We start from the raw sequence: 18,795 nt of genomic DNA, 5'->3' as shown, positions 1-18,795 counted from the left end.
GCAACCTGGGTAGCACATTGCACCTAAATATATATTAGAAATTGGAATTGTTATGGCTGAGAAAGTACCGAGCGCCCGACATAATTGTGATTTAAATACGATGTTTCAGTTTTTCCAAGAAGAACTGGAGCGAAACTACGGATTCGTATTCAAGTCATCTGGTAAATATCAATTCGTGACCGTATTTGATGAAAAAGTGCCTTGCCTCACCGAATCAGATAACCCTAGTAAATCAAGTAGCAACAATGTCAAACCACGAGGGATGTATTGGATCTATCCAAACATGAACCGTGATACTGGTGAATACTGGCCAGTACTCAAAGGACACCGCTTTGGTGTAACTGACATTGAAATCTCAATTGCTTTTGCTGACCACTATAAGAACGTAATCAAGCCTCAACGAGATTCAAACCCTAACTACAAACCACCAAGCAAAGAAGATGTTGATCGCCGTGTACGTGAGTTTGAAGAAGCTCAAAAGAAGCATCTACTTCAACAAGAAAAAGAGCTCTTAGCTGCACAAATCGCTATCCGTATTGAGTGGCAACGTGCTGGTAAAATTATTGACGATTCATTTTTTAATAATAAAACTGGAAGCCTTCAGACCTTTAAACGCGACATTCGACAAATGCCGTATATGGTTGAAAAGAACCTAGAGCCATACGGCGCTAAAATCATGCGTAAAGATAACTTTACCCGTGATGAAGCCATTGAAGCAGTAAAGCGTGAACTTCCTGAATCAGCTACCAATCAACAGCTTCTCGTTGAAACAGTAGAGAATGTATTAGCGTATCAAAAGCATTTCATCAACTTTGAACCTGAGCTTGAGGGCGAAAAGAAAAAAGGCTTTGATTTACGTAAAAGCAGAGCTGTCATTCTTGCACCGTTAATTGACACCAATAACAAAGTCGTCAATTTACAGCGTATCACCCACCATCGCCAAAAAAAGCGCAACAAAGAAACCAACAAGCTTGAAGAAGTACTGCATAAGGGTAAGTACTTTTTTGATAAAGCCAAAACGAAAGATGCATTCTTGCCTGTTAGCAAAAATCCTGATGTTGGCTATGAAGTCTTTAACCCGAATGCAAAGAACTATTTGATCAAGGAGGGTTGGGCAACAGCGATCAGCGCACGTAAGGCGTTGGATGCTGGTTTAGAGCTTGGTTTATTGGGTGAGGGTTTTACTGCAGAAAACACACAAGTTTTAGCGTCATACAGTAAATCCAATATCTCAAGTGTTGCTGAGCTTATCTGCAGTATCAATCCTGAAGCCAATATATTTGTTGGTTATGATAACGATGCTGGCCAAACGCTTGAGTCTGGTTTGAATCCTGGCTTACAAGAAGCTTGTCACAACTTTTCATTAAGTGGTGTGTTAGGTGATGTGAGCAAACATGAAAATACACGTATCACCCTACCCCCGGTTTTCCAAAATAAATTATCTGTTTCTGATTGGGATGATGCTCGTCAATATTTAGGTGTTGAACGTTTAGCTGCAGAGTTGGCAAAAGAACTGAATAACGCCGTCAAACGTATAGACAACAAGATCCCTGAAGTTGCGTATGCAATTAACCGCTACAACCGTCAACGCGAAGCTTATGCAACCAAGTTCCCTAATAAAGAATACCAACCGAATTACGGCATTGTGATTGCACAATCAGATGAAAAATATCTGGAATTGCAGAACATACGTGCTAAAAACCAAGCAAATATTGAAAATTACAACGCAAATATTGAAAAGCGTAAACAAGATCTATCAAAAGCTAACTATGATGGACCAGCTGGTACAGGTAGCACGAAATCCTATGCAAAACCAAAGTACCAACCGCCGTCATTTGATAAAGCATTTGATGATAAACCAACTCCAACCGCTACGGCACCCGTATCTACGCCCGTCATGACTCTTGAGGGCATTAAGTCTTATATGGAGATCCTTTCTGAAATTGATGTCACCAAAGTTCAAAATGATGTTTTGAAAGTTGTCGCTACTGCAGATGGCCATCAAAAGATTAAAGCCGGTGATATTGAATTCGAGAAAATGGGTGCCAAAGAACCAACCAGTAGCACAAACCCAAGTATGGATAGCATGCAAAATACCAAAGTACATATTGATGTATCCAAGGACATCAACAAAGATACAGTTAAATTGCAGAGTGTGGATCGTTCGACCATTCCCGAACAAAATCTTCAGCAAGGTATCGATCATCAAAGCTACGCTAAGTCAGCTATCTTTACCGCTTTTTGGCTTCATTCAGCAGAAATGTATAAAGCTAGAAAGTTAATTCATGAAGCTGGTATTAGTACTGCCGATGTTGAGGGTTCAATTGCTGTCGCTGAAGATAAGCTCAATAAAGCTCAGGAAGAAGTTTCTAAGAAGCGGTCGTATCCTGAACTTTTTGTGATTAGTGCGTCTGATAGCGAATACCGTGCGTCAATCATGAAAGTTTTATCTGATTTAGAGGCTGCACATCCAGAGTGGCAGAATCTCAAAACATTTAGAGAAAATCTTACTGATAGGACCATTGCATTTGATCAATTGAATCTGGATACATTGAAGATCAAAAACAAAGTAGTGCATTTGATTGTCAGTAATGTGACCAATGATCAAAACTATCTAAAGGTTCAAGAAAGCCTCACCACCCTTTTAGATACATCGAACAGCTTGTCTTTGGACCGTCAACAAAAGTTCAATCTTGTGAACAGTCTAAGTAAAACATTAAACAACATGGCCAAACTGTTAGATGAACCACCAGTCTTCCAAAGACTGAACGATTTCTTTACTCGTTTTGAAAAGCGTGTAGATGATCTCGTTCTAGGTGATGGTCTAAAGCTGTATGGTATAGAACCGCAGAATTTAAACAAAACTAACGAACGTGGACAGTCGTTCGATATGTAAAAGCAGATATGAAAAAGCCCCGAATATCGGGGCTTCTTTTTGAGTCAATGTTTTCAAGATTAGTGTGGCAATGTTGCCCTAAAATCCAATGCAAAATCAGTTTCACCACGAGGATCGCTATTAAAGAACTTGAAGCCTAAACACTTAATCTCTTTATAGCCCATACTCTCCACCTCTTTTAAGAAGCTCTTATAACCTTCGTCATCCTCTTCATCTGGATCAAAAATTACAGAACTCTCGTCACTCAAGCTGATCAGTACTTCTTCCTTCCACTCGTCATTCACCAACAAATGACCGCCTTTAGGCTCAATCAAACATTGATAGTACATCTCTTGGTTCACCGTATCATTCACGATCAACATATAGTCTGGACTGAATCTACGGCCATCAATAGGACTAAATAACCAGTAGTCTAGCTCATTACGTATTAAGTAAATTTCAGCATCTTTATATTGACGTTTAAGGGCATCAATTTGAGTCGAAATGAATTTTACGAATAGCTTCTCTTCACTCGTACCGTAGTTTTCACTATAAGCATACCAATCGGCACCCTCAACATTAAACTTCAGTTGTTCATTTGGGTGCAACGATTGTGCGATCGCACGTTCGTCTGGAGCATTGACAGTGATTTCACCCGTATCAGGATTTTCAACAGGGAAAGCAACCAAGTAAATGTTTTTCTCTTGCTGAAAAACAGTAGACAGCGATTTAGGTTTAAAGGTTTTACTACCCGTGATACGTGGCATATGACGATCAATAGCCTTACGTACCTCAGGTAAAATTATGCCCAAAAGTAGCTGATATTTTTCATCAATGGTCAGATCGTGAATATCCTTATCTTCAGTATATGAATAGCGGATCTGATAAAGCGGTAGGTAGTTATCGATTAATTCATCCATACTATCTAACCCAACGATATGCTCTCTTAGATAGTTAAATCTAAAAAAGTTCCCTTCAGTCGCAACGAGCGCCTTTTTCAAGACCGGTCGGCTAAAGTATTCTTCAGTCAGATCGATGGTTTTATGGTTAACTTCAGCTTGGATCTGATTCTGTTGCTTGTCGGTCAAGCTACCAGCATGCAATTGGTATGCACTGGCTTTGATTTCACGCTTAAAAGTCGTATCAATCTCAGAATCAGTCGTTTTATTTCTAAATTCTTGCTGATTGACTAAGACAAAACCTTTCTTATATGTCTCACTGTTCATAAAGTCAGATTTAAGCGTGATTGTGTGCTTTTCAGTGGATTTATTAATAATCCCTTCACCTAGAAGCTCTAACTTTAAGTTGTCGTAAAACGTGCCAGTCTTAACAAAGTGGTACATGAACGTTTCAAGTACACGCCCGTATTCATCAATCGCATTGTCAAACTTACGTTTGTACTGGTCAAACTCATAGCCATGTTCTTTATCAAACAAGTCAAGGTTATCATTATTCAAACGATATGATTTATGCAGTTTATATGGGCATAAACGAGCACCACGGCCAATCAACTGAATATCTTGCAGCGATACTTTTTTCGCTGCAGAAATATCAAAGTGAATGATGTCATAGAGACTTAAAACATCCCAACCTTCTGTGAGTGCATCAACTGAAAATATCACCCGATTATAGTTTTTAGGATCATCTAAAATCGGCAACAAAGTTGAATTGGTTTTATCCGTTGAGTTGTAAACAAACGTGTTATCTGAAGAAAAACGAATTTTAATTTCAGAAATAAATGATTTTAAACCATCTCTATCGCTGATCGTGGATAGACCAGACTTCGGAGAGGCAATCCAAGCAAACATTTGACGCAAGAAACGAAAGCTATCTTCAGCGTCTTGCAAATTAGTCTGATTGGTTTCACTTAGCTTTTTCAGATAATCTAAATCTTGTGGCTTAAGTGAATTAATCACCTTATGGAAAAATTCACGGTCTAGCTTGCTTTGTTTAATGTTGGTTGATTTCACCAATATAATTGGGTTGATCGTGACTTGCATATCACGCTCAGCGAATAAACGTCTGTATTCACTCAATACAACGGCATTAATCACCAATAAGCGTTTTTGATCGGCGATCTGAGTTTCAGTGTTGTAAAGGAAGCAAACCGCTTTACTGTAACCTTCCTTATTGAATCTCAAGAAATCGTATTTATAGACTAATTTGTCCTGATACTTCCTATGGATGGCACTATTGCCCAAGTCAACAGTAGCAGTAAACTCCAGCAAAAGATTATCTGGCCGTGCCTTGATTGCAGTATTGACCGAAGTTTCCCAATTGGTAATCGCTTCATCATCTTCTTTTATCTTCTTACGTGTATTCACGTTAAGTCGATGCGCTTCATCTGCAATCAGAACAATTTTATTATTCAAGAAATCTTCTGCAGACAAACCATTTTCTACCTCATTCACAAGTTTGTTGTAGAGGAACGCCGTACTTAAAAACATAAAGTTAATAGCGTTGCCTTGTGAATCTGGAAAGAGTTTGATTTCTTTAACAGGAATAGAACGTCCATTGATTTTCACGCCGTTCTTATTGAAAAGATACTTTTCAAATTGCGGATCAATAAAGTTCATATAGGCCTGTTCAATAATCTGCAATTGATGGACCATAAATATGAAATTACGGTAGCCTTTCTCATATAAAAAGAGAATAACAGCAGCCATGGTGAGCGTTTTACCGGCACCAGTTGACATATTGAAAAGTAAGTGTTTGGCTTTAGTCGGATCTTGATCATAGATCCAGATAAAATGCTTTACAGCCTCTTCTTGATACCCCCTTAAAGTACGCGACAAGTTATCAGTGATATAGCGAGGGATAGTAAAGTTTTTAGCCCACTCAATGTATTCACTGTCGTTTTCAATACGATAATATAGGAAGTCTTTTAAGGTATCTTTTACCAATGTTGGGCTTAATCTAGACATTAGGTGCACCATAAAACTTATCAGTGAGCGCAATCTCTTCCTGAGTGACTTTGAATTTTGAATCCAACATATCTGCATGGTTTAGATATAGCTGGTTTTCATCCAAAACTTGCAATAAAAGCACTTTACGATCGTCTAGTGATAAAGCCCTAAATGATTCCTCACGCTCAAAGTCTTTTTTATCAAACCAAAACTTTAAAAAGGCATTCTGAGCCATTTCATTATAAATACTGTCCAGCTCACCTTTACTTGTTGCAGCCAAGATTCCATCTTGATAGGCCTGGTTATAGCGCTTCAGTTCAAAATAAACAAATGAACCGCCACCATTCCAATTTACAAGTTTAGAGATACCGCCGTCCTCACCGTTTATTACGCGTTTTAAGCGTGTTTTGGTGATTTCATCAATATAGTCCATCTGCTCAATCGCAATCCATTTGCGACCCAATTTATGCGCCACAGCAGCCGTAGTACCCGAACCTGAGAAAAAGTCGAGCACAAGATCTCCTTCATCCGTGGCGATCTCAATAATACGCTGTAAAAGTAGTTCTGGTTTTTTCCCATTCGGGAACAATACACCACCCTCTTTTGTTAAATTGTTCAGCGGAAAGCCATCCCAAAAGGTGCCAGCTTTTTCAAGCTTGAAGATATATTTCCCTCTTTTGACCGCAATATCACTCAACCAAGCAATTTGATCGCACTTGGCACCCTTGTAATAGACAGTCGTTACCTTATTTTTGTTTTTTCCAGATCTAGGCACATATTCAATGCTTAATAGCTCATGATCCCCGGTTACACCTTCCATCACGCGTGTTCTAATTGAGCTTTGAGCATTCGTGTCGCGCATAATCTTATCAAAGTACTTCAGATAGCATTCAGCTTCAGTCAGGTTTTCTTCTTCCATCACCTTTTTGATCGGCTCTAGAACCACACCTTTATGCGTATAAACCTCAATCGGCTCACCTGAACCATCTGTTAATGTCTTAATGTGCTCTTTGGTACCAACGCTTTTTAAGATACGCGTATACTTCCAGCTCTTTTTAAGCTGCTTCATGGTTTCTAGATATTCAAACAATTCTACTTCGTCATAGAAATCGTTGAACTTTTTAAAACCATTCTCACTATTCATATTTTTGGTGTAAATCAAAATATATTCGATATTTTTCTTCAGGCGCTTGTCTTCGCCACCACCAGAAGCACCAGACGTTTGTTTCATTTTTACTGAAACTTGGTTTAAGTAGTTTTCACGACCAAAGACTTCATCTGCTAAAACTTTTAGATATGCTTGTTCATTGTCATCACATTGAATGAAAACCAGGCCATCTTCTTTGAGCAAATCCTTTACGACTTCCAAGCGATTTTTAATAAATAATAACCAAGAAGAATGTGTAAATGTGTCGTTATATTTGAATCCATCGTTCTCAGTATTGTATGGATATATATACCTATATTTAATAAAAATTAAATAATTTATTGTTTTATAAATAAATATAAATATTAAAATTACATAAACAGAATATTACGTTAAATTAATAAAAGATCTATGGCTATTTTGACCGTAAATTTACACTGATAGTTTTCTAAAAACAGTAATAAATACAAATAGAATTTTCTCTCGAGATACTAGCAAGTGATTCGAGGTGAGAACATCTAAACATCTGACTAAAGTTCAGTGATTGACCTAAGCTATTCAATCATTTTAGTGTACTAACACTGCTTTGTTAAAAATGATGATTAGGTCGTATAAAGTTGTTTTTTTAAGCGGGCTATGCGGTTTCTAAACCCTTCTATACTACGTTCTAAACGTGCATAGCTTGCTGTATTTTTATCTTTGCGACATGTTTGGATATAGCTAAATTCTTTGAGTTCTGCCTCAAGTTCTTGAATTTTTAGTACCGTGGCAAGTTTTTTATCCCATTGAGCTAATAAATTGGCTTCTCTGTATTTGAAATAGTCTTCATCGATCATTGCCGTCCTTCTTTTAATTCGCTCATAAAATAGGCATATCAACCCAACCCTACGATAACATAAGCAATTAATTAATATTTCATTATATATGCCGGCAATAAACCATGACTAGCAATTAACTTCAAATAATTACATAACACGCCCTGTATGAGTTTGTAAAAAATTCACCATTAGCAAGTGAAATTCGTGGGTACAAGTTCGTTTTGATATTGGTGAAAAAATACAAGAACTTCTTTCCGTTGCCGAAGATCAATTTGAGCAATATAAATCAAAACGAACAACTATTTGGCGAAATAAACTGATCAATACTATGAAAGGTTTATTGAATGAATGCTTACCTCAAGCTCAATATTCAGCTATATCATCTACTGTTACCTTATCTGATGATATATTCAAAAATATAAAACAAGGTATGGAAGATGAAGGACTGTGGAATGAGGAATTAGAGCAAAAGCTTTTTTTTGCATCTCAAATACAGCTTTCATATTTGTAATCTATAAGGGAGATATTAAATTTCCCTTTTTATAGCTTACGATAGGCTTACATTGCACAAACTTCCTGAAAAGCCATTCATTGATATTTTATGTATAAGTTGCTGTTTTGTAATTACAATATTTTAAATTTAAGCTCACTTATGCCACATACCTTAATCAGTTTATAAATTATATGGAAGAGTTCCCCCTTACCGAATTTCCACCGCTGAAACAAACTTGTTATAAAATATCAAAAAACTTCACAGCCATGTTATCTAATCTCTCTTTCACTACCTCCCAATCAGGCATAACTTGATTCAATAGTTGGTAGAAACGCTCACTATGATTATGTTCAACCAAATGACAAAGTTCATGCAGAATCACATAATCAATGCAGATTGTAGGCGCTTTAACTAGATGAGGATTGAGCGTAAGTAAACCTGATGGGGAGCAGTTTCCCCACTGTGTTCGCATGGTCATCAAACGAATATCAGGGTAATTTTCAACCCATAAAGCTTGTTCTAGAATATGTTGCAAACGTGCTTCGAATATGACTTTTGCTCGGGACCTATACCATTCATTTAAGTGAGATTTAATACTTTCGATGTCCACATCTAAGGTATTTACCTCCAATCTTCCCCTCAGAAGTTTTACACCTCTTGGCTTGGTATCATCATGAATCACTTTCAATTGATACTGTTTACCCAAATAAAAGTGGCTTTCACCACTTTTATATTGGCGAGGCGTGATAAATCTGCTTTGTTCACGGAACCCTCGTAATTGTTTATAGATCCAACGACTACGCTGCTTTACCGCTTCAATGATTATTTTCTCATCTGTATTTAAGGGTATTGATACAACAACCCGACAATCAGCATAGACTTTAATCACTATCTTTTGAGTACGACTAGGACTTTCAAGCACTTCAAAATCAATAACTTCATCACCATAAGCAATGCTTAACTTTCTCTCTGGCAGCGTATTCATCCTAGAGCCCATTCAAACCGACCCGCGTAATTTGTACGATCATTTCCACAATTTTTTTGGCTTGATCCATACCACTCCCAATGGATTTACATTCACGGAACATCTGAGGTAATAGTTTTTTACGGATATCCGCTTCAATATTTTGTGGATTGATGGAGTTTTCAGCCACAGAGCTCATGACAGAACGATCAACCTCGAAAGCGAGTTCAATCCACTTATCTTGATTCTGTTGATCTGTTATCGAGAATGCTTCAGGTAATAGTTTCTTGAATACACCATAATAAGCTTGAGCATGCTTATTACCACTGAACACATCAGGAATTTCATCTAAACGACGAGCCTCAACTTGCTCTTCAAACTCTTTAAACAGCATGTGTTGCTTCAATGGATGATCAAATTCTTTCTCTGCTTCTTCAATGACTTGACGTAACAGTTTAGAGAAAGCCTCCTGAGCATAAGGATCATCACGCAATTGCTGTTCAATCATCTTCGTTACACGAGTTTTGATGATATCCGTTTCATTACGTGTTTTCTCTTCACTCCAATCTTCGGGTTGCGCCATTTTGCCCATCTTGCCGACTTCATAGACTCCATCAGGGTCTTTTACCTCAATACCCACAACATGCTTATCAAGAAGTTTTTTGACTTGCTCAGCATACTGATCATAGTCAATAGTCTCTCCAGCATCTCGTTTCACAATCTGACGCAAGCTTGTAAATAGTTTGACTGTTTCTTTGTAGTGCTGACGATCTGCATCAGAAAAGCTTTTATCTTCAAAGAAGGTTGCTGACTGCAATGCAACTTTTAAACAACTAGCAAATTCTGTAAGTGCTTCATAAAAATCATCACGTACTTTCAAGTGAATATCAACCAACTCACCCTCACGCTCTTCAATGCGTGGGACTAAAACTTGGCGCAACTGCTCTGGATCATTTTTATTTTTGACATCAGCAAAAATTGCCCATAGCGCTTTATACAAACGAGGTAAACGTTTGTATTCAGAGCTCATTTGCGTATACAAGCCTGTAAGATCATTAATATCATAGCCACCTTGGGTACGAGCAGCGAGATCTTGGTAATCAAGAATTGTGGCATCCAATTCTTTTAAAATACCTCGATAGTCAATCAATAAACCAAACTTTTTCATCGGATGAAGTCGGTTTACACGCGCAATTGCTTGAATCAGATTGTGCTGTTTTAAATTTTTATCAATATAAAGAACAGCATTTTTAGGTTCATCAAAACCTGTTAAGAGCTTATCCACCACAATCAGCAATTTGAGAGAATCATCTTTTTCAAAACGCTCAATTACTTGTTTGGTATAGGCTTGCTCATCCTGAGTGCCGACATTCTCTTTCCACCACTGCGTAACTTCAGGGGTAGTGGATTCATCAACATCAGTATTCCCTTCACGACTATCAGGTGGGCTCATCACCACAGCAGACTCAAACAAGCCTGCTTCATCCAAGTACTTTTTATACTTAATCGCTGAAGCCTTACTGTCACAAGCAAGCTGTCCTTTTAAACCATCATCAATATTTTTCACAAAGTGATTAGCAATATCTAACGCAATCAGGCGAATACGGTCATCAGCAGTATAAAGCTGACCTTTTCTCGCAAATTTACGTTTTAAATCTGATTTTTGCTGATCATTTAAACCTTCTGTAATGCGCTCAAACCATGTATCAATAGCACGTTCATTTACATCTAAATCAGGAATGCGCTCTTCATATAGCAAAGGCGTTACGGTTTTATCTTCTACGGCTCTTTGCATTGTATAAGCATGAACAATAGGTCCAAACTTGTTAACGGTCTTTTCATCTTTAAGCAATGGTGTACCTGTAAATGCCACGAATGCCGCATTTGGCAGTGCGAGTTTCATACGTACATGGTTTTCACCACCTTGGCTTCGATGCCCTTCATCAATCAGGACAATGAAGTCTGAACTTGTGTTAACACATTCAGGAAGCTTGGTTGCAGAATTAAACTTCTGAATCAAAGAGAACATGATTCGTTCTGTACCCTTACCAATTTGTTCAGCCAAGCGTTTGCCTGAAGTCGCCATGGCATTTTGCTTGTCTTTTTTTCCTGCCAGTTCACCACCTGATACAAAGGTTTTACTCAGTTGATCTTCTAAATCGACACGGTCAGTGACAACCAAAATACGGCATTTTTTTAAAGTTTCATGTAAGATCATGGCTTTACTGAGAAAGACCATAGTAAAAGATTTACCTGAGCCTGTTGTATGCCAAATCACACCACCTTCACGACCACCTTTGCTGTTCTTCGTACTAATACGCTCAATAAGTCGTTTGATACCAAAGATTTGCTGATAACGAGCAACAATTTTTCCTGCTTTCTTATCGAAAAGCGTATATAGGCGAACCATTTCAAGTAGGCGTTCAGGCTTTAATAGACTAATCAGCAGTTGATCTTGACCTGTAACAGCTAAGTCTCCACCTGCAATTAGGTTTTCATACCAATTTAAGTCATCAACTGGACGATAAGAAAATAGGCTCTGTTTTTGAGAAGCACTTAATTTCTTATTTTTAAGCGCATACATTTCTGCATCAGAAATATCTTCTTCTCGCCATGCAGCCCAAAATTTTGCAGGGGTATTACATGTGCCGTAACGACCTTCATGCCCATTTATAGAGAGTATCAGTTGGCTATATGCAAACAGATGTGGAATTTCATCAGGTCGCTGATTACGAAGTGTCTGAGAAATACCTTCATTAATTGTTGGACCTTTCTTTGCCTGACTGTCAGGGCGTTTTGCTTCAATCACAACTAAAGGAATACCATTTACAAAGCAAATGATATCGGGTCTACGTGTATCTACTCCACCTGAACGTGTTACAGCAAATTCTTCTGTATATGAAAAGTCATTATTATGGATGTTATGCCAATCAATCAATGGAATCGTTGGGCTAACTTTTTTTCCATTTACAAATTCAGTTACTGGAATACCGTAGAACAAATGGTTATACATTTTTTCGTTAGCGGTCAGTAGCCCCTCATTCAAAGCTGGGCTACAGATTTCAGCAATTAAGTTGTCTACCGACTTTGCTGAAAGTGGATATTCTTGACCCGCAAATGGAAAAGTACGTTTAGAGAGCTCTTTACGTAAAATTTGGCGTAATACCACTTGGTCTTGTTTACCATCACGAGCAGCGAGTGCCTGTGATGGGGATAAGAATGACCATCCTAAGTTAGTCAACAAGGTTAGAGCAGGAATCTTTCCACTATATTCTTCTTGAAACCTTGGATTATAAATATTCACGCATTCACCCTAAAATGACTTTATCTTGTACTTTGTTTAAATAACTTTATGAGATTCCTAAATTTTGGTTTAGTTCATCCAATAGTCTTCATCTTTCTCTAACCAATTTTCATCAAAACCATAAAATTTCAATAATTCATTTGGACATTTCTTTAATACTGCTTCAATGCGCTCTAACCAATCATATTCATGATTAAACTCCTTTAAGAACAGGAATAAAATACAGATATAATTATAGAGTTGATGCTGGGTCTTTAGAGGAGCTTTTTTACCCTGTTTAGGCGGAAAGGCAAATGTTCTGTTAAATAAACGCCCTTGATGCGCACAGACATTGCGTAAGTAGGTCAGCGCATGTAACCATGACTCCAATAACTCTGGTGACAAGTCAAACTGTTTTGAAACCTGTTTACGATCTTTACTCTGCACCAAATGCTCATATAACTTAGACCATGAGCCTAAAGGTAAAACCTCAGCAATCATCCAACATGGCGGGTATTCTGGTGTGTCATAAGCCTGATAATAATGATGTATGAAAGTTTCTCTGAGCTTTTCTTTTTCACTACCAGCATCTGCTTTTTTAGCAGTAAATTGCTTAATCTTGCCCAAAAAATCTTGATGTTTAAATTGATCAGAGCTTTGGAACAAATTTTCATCTAAGAACCAATGAGAGCTATTATACTTAATCGATAATTCATGATTAATAACATTTCTTACTTCGACTTCAATACGGTCTATTGCCGCTAAAATCAGACTACGTAATTCAGCATCAATCATACTCATATGAATTAAAGTAACTAACTCAACATTAGGCTGATATGTACTTAACCTTTTGCCAGTTTCATCATATTGTCGAAAAGCCAGTCCATAGCCTTTTAATCGGTAATAGCTGATCTGTTTAAGGTGGCGTAGTGCAGCTGTCTGATCTGTAATCTTTAGACCATCAGATTCTAACTTTTGTAATAATTCTGGGTATGTTTTTGGGTCTTTTGAAAAAGTTTTAGTCATAAAAAAACCCACACTGGTACGCTTAAATCAGAGGCGCTGTGGGTGTTGTTAAACATATTATGCTTACCCATAGCCGAAATTGCAAGATGCTTTTGTAAATTCAATAAGAATATACGTATTTGTGGTGTTACATTTTCTTTATAAAGAAAATCAAAAAATAGCACCAACATATTAAATTTCAAATACTTTTTCAAAAACCCCCCCTTTAATTTTAAGCAAATCTAGTGCTTAAGCAGCTTAAAACTCAACTGATAACGATAAAACTCAATATTCTGAGCCACACTCAAAGCACGACGAATTTTTAAGTCATCTTCTAGTGCGATGATGACACCCTTAACTTGCTGATCCGCCTCAGCCAACTCATCTTTGACATAGCCCATATAGCGTTGAATTTGCCCTACAACACGATCACTTGCTCGACCACGCTTTAGCTCCACAACAAGCAAGGTCTTTTTATCCTTACTGATTGCCAAAATGTCGATAGGACCAGTATCCGATGGATACTGCTGACCAACCAATTGACCATCTTCGGTATAGATGTTGTATGTTGCACCCAACTCAGTTTTAGACCAATTCTCTACCAAGAAATGTTCTAAATGCTTTTCTAAAGCAAAAGCGGCGGGGTCTTCGACCACTTCATCAGGTTCGAGATGCTCAACCGTTTCTTTGCCATTAATGAGCGATTTAAGCTCTTCTGCATACTTGGTTAGATTACAAACTGTACCGACTGATCCCGATGAGTTCTTTAGCTCTTGAGACATCAGTTCTCTAGGTAAAGTTTGTTCAAACCATTCGACTTTTCTACGATGGCTTAGTTCACCAGAAGGCACGTAGTAATAGTCTGAAATGACTTTACCAACTAAGTAATGACCATCCCCACGAGGTGTAAGGATAATGTCACCCTGTTTAATGCCTTTGCAGATGGTGTGTAACATGCCACAGGCTAAGCCTGCTGAAATTTTGGTTTTATCAGGTAAGGCTTCAAGATAGACAGGAATAAAACGGTGATTAAACTCACGCCAATCATCAGGTAAGTCATGTGTTAAGTCTTGGTCAATGTTCCAGTTGGCGGCAATAAAGCCGCCTTCTAGAAACTCTTGAGCAAATACAGACTTTGCACCCGCCATAATGCGGTAGTAGCTAGGATTGATTTGCAGCATTAGGCAGCCACCTTGACACGTTTTTTACCTGTCAAAAGTTGTTGCATGAGTGCTTTTTTCTCTTGCTTTAAGTAATCAAGTTTTTTCTGCAAGGTTTTAATTTCTTGATCTGAAAGCGTTAGAATTTCGGCAATCTTTTTTTGCTCTGCAATCGTTGGCAATTTTAATATTAACTTCATTAATTGATTTTTAGACAAGTTGTAACGTGTTGCACCTTGCCCAAGAATCGATATTTGCTTTCTAATATTACTGCTGCGCAGAATATAAGCTGCAAACTGAGGAAGTAAAACTTTAAAATTATTCAATCTAAAACCAAAACAAAAGGAGTTAAGATATAGTCTTTCTACTTCTTCCAATAAAACTGATGACATACCAACTTCTTCAGCAGTTTCGGAAGATGTTGTAAAAAATATATCTCCATACCTTACAGAGTTCTGATTTTCATCTTCTTTAACAACCACGTAATCGACTTGATTAATATCAATTCGACTATTTTTGAAGATATTCATGTAAGTGATGTATGGAACACCACTTCCAAAATCATCTTTAGTTTTACCCGTCAGCCCTGTAAAAGTATTTCCTAGATTTCCAAGTGAATACTCATTCCACCCTTCGCTAAAATTAACCCCATTTTCATCTAACAAACGCTTCTTACCCGTCAACAACTGTTGCATTAACGCTTTTTTCTGCTGTTGGCTATTTTCAATCAGTTTTTCAGTAGCCGAAATTGCTTGATCCCAAGTTGAAAGGATTTGGGCGATTTTTTCCTGCTCAAAATAAGGAGGTACAAGTACAGGAATTGATTTGACAATTGATCCACTCAAATTTTCCTGACTACCACTATTCGACATATCTCGAATGTTTTCATATTGGTAGATCAAAAATTGATAGTAGTAATCTACGCAATAATCAGAAGATAGAATAATTGCAGCACAAGCCTGATTCGTAGAAGCTTCAATCCCTAACTTTGCAACTTGCCCTCTAGTCTTACCTTGCCCATACATTGCCATTAAAATGGTATTTATTGGAAATAGCTTGGCAGAAGAATTTGTTAAACCTTCTTTAGTAATTTTTTCAGCACTATCTAAAATAGTTTTAAACTGAACTTCAGCCGTTGTTACCCATGGAATATCACCATTCCAATATGCTTGTTCTTTTCTGCTTGGAGTTCCTCCAGAGGATACTGTTGCAATATCACCTATAGTCTTAATTTTCCATTCTTTAGGCACCATAACCCAACTCCTCTAAATACTTTGCTATTTGAACTTCAAGCTCAGCAAGTTGAGTCTTTAATTGCTCACGCTCAGCACGTACAGCAACCAAATCAATCTCTTCTTCCTCTTCAAAAGTATCCACATAACGAGGAATATTCAGGTTGTAATCGTTGTCTTTCACTTCCTGCAAAGTCGCTAAATACGCATACTTATCAATACTTTCACGAGCACGATAGGTTGCAATAATCTTGGCAATATTCTCTTCAGTTAAATTGTTTTGATTTTTACCTGACTTAAACTCACGGCTTGCATCAATAAACAAAACAGAATCATCAGACTTTTGCTTTTTGAAAATTAAAATCGCAGCAGGAATACCCGTACCGTAGAACAGCTTTTCAGGTAAACCAATCACCGCATCTAATAAGTTCTCGTTAATCAACTTCTCACGAATCTTACCTTCAGATGAGCCACGGAATAACACGCCATGTGGAACCACAACGCCCATACGACCCGTAACAGGTTTTAGCGTCTCAATCATGTGAGAGATAAAGGCATAATCACCTTTGGTCTTTGGCGGCAAACCACGACGGAAACGATCAAACTTATCATTTTCAGCTTGCTCATAACCCCATTTATCTAATGAGAATGGCGGGTTTGCAGTCACAATATCAAATAACATCAAGTCGCCATTTTTATCCAATAACTTTGGATTACGAATGGTATCTCCCCACTCAATTTTGTGGTTATCTTCACCATGCAAGAACATGTTCATCTTGGCTAATGACCAAGTTGAACCAATCGCTTCTTGCCCATAAAGTGCATATTCTTTGCTATCGTGATTCGCTACAACTTTACGACCACACTTCATCAACAGTGAACCAGAACCACAGGCAGGGTCACAAATGCTGTCGCCTTTTTGTGGATCAAGTAACTCCGCAATTAAGTCCGATACTTCAGGTGGCGTATAGAATTCACCTGCCTTTTGACCACCACTCGCAGCAAAGTTTTTAATCAAAAACTCATAACCGTTACCAATCACATCAAGTGAACCCACACGGCTTGGTTTTAAATCTAAATCAGGCACAGCAAATACTTCTAAAAGATCTTTTAGAATCGTATTTTTTTGCTTTTCTTCACCCAATTTATCGGTATTAAACGAGATATCTTGGAAAACACTTTTGCCTACATCTTTCAGCTTTGTACCATTGGCTTCTTCAAGTGCATGTAAAGCCATATCAATACGTTCACCATTGCCGGGCTCAAAACGATGCTCAAGCAAGGTATAGAAATTAGATTCACGAGGCAGTACAAAACGCTCATTTTTCATCATTTCTTCAATCAGTTCAGGTTCATCACCATATTCGTTTTTATAATTGTCGTAGTGGTCTTGCCATACATCAGAGATGTACTTTAAGAACAGCATTGTCAAAATATAGTCTTTATAGGTATCTGCACTCACCGTGCCACGGAATACATCACATGCCGACCAAAGGGCTTTATTGACGGTATCTTGGTTGATTTGAGTAACCATTATTTGTTTCCTTGGAGCAGTTGTTTAAACATGCCCATCATCATTTGTTCACGATTTTTAAGTAATTGTTGGGTCAAGATCTGCTCTTGCTCCCAAATACGGTTTAATTCGATTATGCGTTGCTGAATATCCAAGCTAGGGATTTCAACTTCAAACTGGTTGACTGTAGATACGCTAAGCATTGGCATCTTAGAGCCCTGACTTTCTTTCCGTAACTCGTATTGCACATGAGGTTGGTTTAAGTACCAGCATAAGTATTCAGGCACTACATTTTGATTTGGCATTATTATCAAAAACTGGCTACTCACAATTAAGGGTAATGCTTTTGATTGATCTTGATTGCCTACAAAATAATGTGCCTTGAGATACTCTCCACGACAGGGCAGCAACACAGACTCAGGCGACACGATTGCGTTATCTTTACCTTGCCAATCAATTTGCGGTAAAGCATCTGCAAAAAGCGTATAACTACATGTATCCGTTGCTATGTTACGAATGTCTTTGATCTGCAATACGTGGGCATTGCCAGACTCAACTTCCTCGATCTTTTCTCGAAATGTAAAGCCTGTACGAATCTCTGTAAGGTCGCTCAGTTTTAAGAATCTCTTTAACTTTGCCATAAATATTTACTCAGAAAGGGATTGAGCCATCCTTGGCTCACATATTTAAGAAGCTTTGCCTAAGTTTTCTTTAAGCCAAGTAGTAACATCTTTCATTCCCTTTGAATCAAGGTTGTACCAAGCTGCCTCATTTTGTAAGCGAGTCACTAATAAGCCATCATTACCATCCATGACTTTGAATAATTCCTCTGCAATTTGTGATGGTGTTTTTTCAGAGACAATTAACCAACATGACTCCAGTGGATGACACCAATTGCCTAGAGACCTAATTTTTTCATAAAGCTCATCATAGTTACGTTGTTTACGCAGGTCATAATTGATCTGATATACTTTCATTTGTTCTGAACTCCTAATATTTAGTCGTGTTAATGGTTTTGAACTCGATGACAGGCGGCCACCTGTCATCCTTATTTTTTGCAGTAGAACATCTATTCAAACCAGCTAAATAGCATATTATGTTGCTGATAGTACTATGTCAATTAAAATTACAGTAGATTATCTACGTTTTTTATTTAATTTATAACCTTTTGTTAAATAATTAATTTTCTAAAAGTTCGGTAATAAGTGTTGAGGATGAATCTTCAATATTTTTGCAATCTCATATAGTTTTTCGACAGTTAGATTTACTTCCCCACGCTCAATTCTTCCCATGTAGCTCCTATCTATAGAGCACTGTAGGGCCAAGAACTCTTGAGTCATGTTTAACTCTATTCTTTTATTACGGATTAATTTCCCAATTTTTATAGATAATTCTGACA

The 18,795-nt window shown here is 37.7% G+C and carries 14 protein-coding genes; 2 read left to right on the top strand and 12 right to left on the bottom strand.

Annotation, left to right across the window (positions count from 1 at the left end):
- Window positions 1–52 precede the first annotated feature (52 nt).
- A complete protein-coding gene (locus EXE29_RS13160; protein WP_058952594.1) occupies window positions 53–2,896 on the top strand; it encodes a primase/helicase family protein in 2,844 nt (947 codons plus the stop codon).
- Between the two features lie 59 nt (window positions 2,897–2,955).
- Here EXE29_RS13160 and EXE29_RS13155 read toward each other — a convergent pair whose 3' ends face one another.
- The 3 genes from EXE29_RS13155 to EXE29_RS13145 form a co-directional block, all read right to left on the bottom strand.
- Entirely contained in the window at window positions 2,956–5,799 is a 2,844-nt protein-coding gene (locus EXE29_RS13155; RefSeq protein ID WP_058952593.1) for a DEAD/DEAH box helicase family protein, read from the bottom strand.
- Window positions 5,792–7,237, bottom strand: coding sequence for a site-specific DNA-methyltransferase (locus EXE29_RS13150; RefSeq protein WP_087528766.1), 1,446 nt, complete (start codon window positions 7,235–7,237; stop codon window positions 5,792–5,794). The genes EXE29_RS13155 and EXE29_RS13150 overlap by 8 nt, the downstream gene beginning before the upstream one ends.
- 293 nt (window positions 7,238–7,530) lie before the next feature.
- Window positions 7,531–7,764, bottom strand: coding sequence for a hypothetical protein (locus EXE29_RS13145; protein ID WP_057081907.1), 234 nt, complete (start codon window positions 7,762–7,764; stop codon window positions 7,531–7,533).
- A gap of 310 nt (window positions 7,765–8,074) precedes the next feature.
- On the opposite strand from EXE29_RS13145, the gene EXE29_RS13140 reads away from it, so the two are divergent.
- Window positions 8,075–8,257, top strand: coding sequence for a hypothetical protein (locus EXE29_RS13140; protein WP_057081906.1), 183 nt, complete (start codon window positions 8,075–8,077; stop codon window positions 8,255–8,257).
- A gap of 220 nt (window positions 8,258–8,477) precedes the next feature.
- Here EXE29_RS13140 and EXE29_RS13135 read toward each other — a convergent pair whose 3' ends face one another.
- The 9 genes from EXE29_RS13135 to EXE29_RS13095 form a co-directional block, all read right to left on the bottom strand.
- Window positions 8,478–9,224: a M48 family metallopeptidase gene (locus EXE29_RS13135; RefSeq protein ID WP_120364884.1), complete on the bottom strand. Its 747-nt coding sequence runs from the start codon at window positions 9,222–9,224 to the stop codon at window positions 8,478–8,480.
- 1 nt (window position 9,225) lies between these two features.
- Window positions 9,226–12,507 carry a type I restriction endonuclease subunit R gene (locus EXE29_RS13130; RefSeq protein WP_120364883.1) on the bottom strand — a complete coding sequence of 1,094 codons (3,282 nt, stop codon included), beginning with the start codon at window positions 12,505–12,507 and terminating at the stop codon, window positions 9,226–9,228.
- Window positions 12,508–12,576: 69 nt separating this feature from the next.
- Window positions 12,577–13,512, bottom strand: a complete 936-nt coding sequence (locus EXE29_RS13125) for an Abi family protein (RefSeq protein WP_079281686.1) — start codon at window positions 13,510–13,512, stop codon at window positions 12,577–12,579.
- A gap of 221 nt (window positions 13,513–13,733) precedes the next feature.
- Window positions 13,734–14,672 (bottom strand): endonuclease NucS domain-containing protein, encoded by a 939-nt coding sequence (locus EXE29_RS13120; RefSeq protein WP_120364882.1) that lies wholly within the window; start codon window positions 14,670–14,672, stop codon window positions 13,734–13,736.
- Window positions 14,672–15,904, bottom strand: coding sequence for a restriction endonuclease subunit S (locus EXE29_RS13115; protein ID WP_120364881.1), 1,233 nt, complete (start codon window positions 15,902–15,904; stop codon window positions 14,672–14,674). Before EXE29_RS13115 ends, EXE29_RS13120 begins: the two co-directional genes overlap by 1 nt.
- A complete protein-coding gene (locus tag EXE29_RS13110) occupies window positions 15,894–17,417 on the bottom strand; it encodes a type I restriction-modification system subunit M (RefSeq protein ID WP_120364880.1) in 1,524 nt (507 codons plus the stop codon). Before EXE29_RS13110 ends, EXE29_RS13115 begins: the two co-directional genes overlap by 11 nt.
- Entirely contained in the window at window positions 17,417–18,037 is a 621-nt protein-coding gene (locus EXE29_RS13105; protein WP_057104322.1) for a restriction endonuclease subunit S, read from the bottom strand. Before EXE29_RS13105 ends, EXE29_RS13110 begins: the two co-directional genes overlap by 1 nt.
- 45 nt (window positions 18,038–18,082) lie before the next feature.
- On the bottom strand, window positions 18,083–18,373 hold the full coding sequence (locus EXE29_RS13100) for a hypothetical protein (protein ID WP_057081899.1): 291 nt from the start codon (window positions 18,371–18,373) through the stop codon (window positions 18,083–18,085).
- A 210-nt stretch (window positions 18,374–18,583) separates the two neighbouring features.
- Window positions 18,584–18,795: helix-turn-helix domain-containing protein (locus tag EXE29_RS13095; RefSeq protein ID WP_130125663.1), on the bottom strand; the 212-nt coding region annotated here is incomplete at its 5' end.

This window comes from Acinetobacter sp. WCHAc060006 (assembly GCF_004209135.1).
Classification (GTDB): domain Bacteria; phylum Pseudomonadota; class Gammaproteobacteria; order Pseudomonadales; family Moraxellaceae; genus Acinetobacter; species Acinetobacter cumulans.
Note: the sequence above shows the minus strand (reverse complement) of the source record. Positions and strands in the feature narration are given on the sequence as shown.